The sequence below is a fragment of the Nocardia carnea genome, assembly GCF_029868855.1.
Lineage (GTDB): Bacteria > Actinomycetota > Actinomycetes > Mycobacteriales > Mycobacteriaceae > Nocardia > Nocardia carnea_A.
Window position 1 is genome coordinate 1 of the sequence record NZ_JARWOV010000212.1, and the last position, 3,607, is coordinate 3,607.

Annotated in this window: 4 protein-coding genes; 2 read left to right on the forward strand and 2 right to left on the reverse strand. The window is 68.5% G+C overall.

Annotated features, from left to right (window positions below; genetic code table 11):
* Nucleotides 1-98: 98 nt before the first annotated feature.
* Nucleotides 99-437 carry a hypothetical protein gene (locus QH195_RS20530; RefSeq protein WP_280422326.1) on the reverse strand — a complete coding sequence of 113 codons (339 nt, stop codon included), beginning with the start codon at nucleotides 435-437 and terminating at the stop codon, nucleotides 99-101.
* 382 nt (nucleotides 438-819) lie between these two features.
* On the opposite strand from QH195_RS20530, the gene QH195_RS20535 reads away from it, so the two are divergent.
* Complete coding sequence (locus tag QH195_RS20535) at nucleotides 820-1,203, forward strand: hypothetical protein (protein ID WP_280436634.1); 384 nt, start codon at nucleotides 820-822, stop codon at nucleotides 1,201-1,203.
* 104 nt (nucleotides 1,204-1,307) lie between these two features.
* Here the strand turns inward: QH195_RS20535 and QH195_RS20540 are convergent, their stop codons facing one another.
* The gene (locus QH195_RS20540) at nucleotides 1,308-2,138 is read right to left on the reverse strand and encodes an NAD(P)H-binding protein (RefSeq protein ID WP_280436635.1); all 831 of its coding nucleotides are present in this window, start codon (nucleotides 2,136-2,138) and stop codon (nucleotides 1,308-1,310) included.
* Between the two features lie 435 nt (nucleotides 2,139-2,573).
* On the opposite strand from QH195_RS20540, the gene QH195_RS20545 reads away from it, so the two are divergent.
* On the forward strand, nucleotides 2,574-2,981 hold the full coding sequence (locus QH195_RS20545; protein WP_280436636.1) for a hypothetical protein: 408 nt from the start codon (nucleotides 2,574-2,576) through the stop codon (nucleotides 2,979-2,981).
* Nucleotides 2,982-3,607: the final 626 nt, after the last annotated feature.

Below are 3,607 nucleotides of genomic sequence, written 5' to 3' on the forward strand. Positions count from 1 at the left end.
CCCACCCCACCCCCCCCCCCCCCCCCGCCGCCGCCCCCCGGGCGCGGCCCCAACCGCCCGCCCGCGCCCCCCCCCCCCCCACGAAAATCGTTGCCGCGCTACTGCACTGCCAGCATCGACCCGTTCAGTTCGTGCAACGGACCGAACACGGTGAAAACCACCCGGCCGTTCGGCTGCGCCGACGACACCGCCGCGGCCGCGTCCAGCGCCATCCCGAACGAGGGAGCCGACGGATGCGGGATAGCCGCGAGCACATGCCCGAAATTACTGTTGTGCACCCACTGGGTGTCTGCGGGGCTGAGGTCGACCCGCACCCCACCGACATCGGGCATCGGTGTCACCGCGACCGCACCGGCCGAACCGGCGCCCACAGTGGCGAGAACGGATGCGGCCCCGGCGATGAAGGCTCCGGCTGCCAAGGTACGTGCTACCCGCATATGTGATGTGACCTGTCTTCGATAGGTATGAATCGGCTCGACAGCGCATAAGAGGGCGCCGGCGAACCTGCCGACGCGCATACCTTATGACGCCGATCACCATTTATGCCACCTCTGCACGAATCTCTCGCGAAAAGTTCGCCCCTCCCCCGCAACTGCTACTGTGGCGGACCGTAAGCGTTCAACGAACCCGAGTTGGAGTTTCCTCACGTATGTCCACTCTCATCTATGACTATCTGCTCCCCCTCGTCGGCCCGCAGCAGGCCACCGCACTGGCGCAGATGTTCGTCGTCGGACCCACGGCCTGAACGTGCCACTGGGTGAACATCGTCCCCCGCCCGGCGGGGGACGGTGTCCACCTCGTGGAGTTACCATCCGGGCCGTGAAAAGACCCTTACTTCTCCTGCCCGCCGCCCTCGTAGTGCTCGCAGTCGGCGCGACCGCCTGCCAGAGCGACAGCGCGGCGCCGGAAACCACCGCGACTTCGTCCGTCGCGAACCCCGATACCGCGAAAATCGACCAGGTGAAGGCCGGTTCCTTCGTCATCGGCTTCCGCGGCGCTTTCCCCGGGCTGGCCGAGGGCCGCGATGATGCCGCGATCACGGCGATCTTCACCGAGACCTGTGCCGATATCCGGTCCGGTGAACCCGAGGAAGAGACCACCACCGCACTCACCGCACGCCTCGCTACCGGTGGCACCGCACCGGCATCACAGGAGACCCAAGCCGTCTACCAGATGGTCGCGGCGATGTGCAGCCGGCAGTAACAACCGCCTATACCGGACCTTTCCGAACTATCCCGCGATCGGTCTCCGACCCGGGCCGAGACACCCGCCCGAATTACTCCGGAGAGGGCGGAATTCCCTTTTGCTCAATCCCGCGTTCCGGTTTCCGGACCGAAAATCCCGGAGGCGTAGCGCGCCGCCCATTCGGCGAACGTCATCGCCGGGCGCCCGAGGATTTCTTCGGCTACCCGGTTCGGTGGCAAAGTGATCGCGTCCAGGCCGCTGAGTACATTGTCGACATACCAGGTGGCGGTATCCCCCATGGTCGGGGTCAGCACCCGGATCGTCTCATCACGGGTTGCCCGCACGAACTCGATCTCCCGGCCCAATGCCGACGACAGCTGCGCCAGCAGTTGCGCTCGGGTGAGTTTCTCCGGCCCGGTCAGTGAATAGGCGCGGCCGGTATGGTCGTCGCCGGTCAGCGCCACGGCGGCCACGGCCGCGATATCGGCCATGGCGATCGGGGTACTCCCGGCGTCGGGGTCGGGTTCGCGAACCGTGCCGGTCTCCCGGATCTGGCGGGCCCAGACCTCGGTGTTCTCCATGAAATCCCCGGGCCACAGATGCGTCCACGCGAGGCCGCTCGCCTCCACCGCGTTCGACACCGTGCCCCACCAGCTGTCGGGTTCGCCGGACAGGTCGACGATATGACGCACACCGGCGGCCCTGGCCAGCGCCACCACTTCCTCCACGGTGTCCGGTGCCGGCGCCAGGTACATCCGCTCGACGCCGTCGAACACCCCGCGCAACGTCTCCGGTTTGCGCACATACCCGCGAACGGCCGCAACCCTCTTCGGCAGCGCGGCCTTGTCCGGGCTCACGGTCAGTGCGCGGATGTCCTCCACGCCGCGGGACAGCAGTTCGTCGACCACCTTCCGGCCGATATTGCCGGTGGCCCCGGTGACCAGAATCGTCATATAACCCTCCCGTCCCCATGAAATCCACCCGCCTGCACCGGACGGTGGACGGGCGTGGTGTGCAGGCCGGTATTCGGGTGTCCTGGACCGCTGGACGACGAAAACCGAAGTTCTCGGCAGGATTCGAACCTACGCCTCCGCCGGGAAAGGGCGATAACCGGTACTACTCCGGCCCGTCCACCGCGACGTGCCGACCGCGGGGACTCTAATTCGTGCGGGTGCGGCTGTCCAACCCCTATTTTTTGGGACACCTCGGGTCGTAACCCCCGAACAGACCGGCGCGACTACACAGACAGCCGCGTCGTTGCAGCGCATCGACAGGTTGCCCGGCGGCCACCTGTGCCCGTAACACGCCCAGGCGTCCGCCACCGAAACCGCCCGCCCGAACCGAAGCGGACACAGCTCCGGCGAAGGCTCAGCCCCGAGGAAGTTCCGATGAGCTATATCGACGTCCTGGTCCGCCTGCAGAGCGCGGACCATCGGATCCTCATGGACCGAGCTGCCGTGAAGGGCCGCACCGTCACCGAATTGGCCACCGAGGTGTTGCGGGCGGGTATCCACAGCCGGGCCCGGGCGGCCCGCGAAGCAGCCTGGGACGAGTACCGCACAACCCACCGAATCGGCGCCGCCGAGGCGGATGCGGTGCGGAGGGCGTTCGTCGCGGGATGGGAAACGGCCCACGGCAGAGTCGGGACCACACCCGTGCGCCGGCCACGTGACCGGGCAGTCACCACATCCGATACGGAGGGCAGCACCACCGCGATGCGCAAGCTCCCCTCTACACGGGCCACCACCGCACCCGCGATTCGTACTCCCACTCCCCAGGTCAGCCGGGTTCGGTGACGCTGCTCCACCGGAAGAGAGCGAATTCGAGCCGCCGCACAACCCGGGATCGGGACCTGCGGTAGCCGGTCGACCACTGTCCCGCCGGGGTCCCGTGTCCCGTCGATTTCCGTCTCCAGGAGCGCCCTTCGACCTGCCGTCGCGCGGGTCGCCGGAGGCGCGGATTCGGCGGAGTACCGAGTCGGAATCGCTGGTTCCAGCAGTTCCAACGGGGGGATCCACACTGGTCATCGGACGTTCCGGGCGCGGATGAGCCGGCCTGTAAGCCGGATCCTGTCCCCGGTTCGCACCGGGTGGCGGCCATCCATCTGGGCACACCGTCGCCGGGTACCTCGAGCGGTCCACCCGCAGGCTCGGGCGAGCAGCCCTCGAACACCTGCGCAACCGCACCGTGGGGTGCGGCCTTCGACCTTGCTCCGGGCGGGGTTTACCGAGCCGCCCCGGTCACCCGGGGCGCTGGTGCGCTCTTACCGCACCGTTTCACCCTTACCGCGGGGCCCGGGCGGGGCGCCGGGGGGGGGGTTTGTGTTGGGCGGGGCCCCGGGGGGCCCCCCGGTTGCGGTTTGGAACCCCCCGCGGGGGGGGGGGCGGGGGTTGCACCGCGGCCCGCGGGGCCCCCGGCCGGG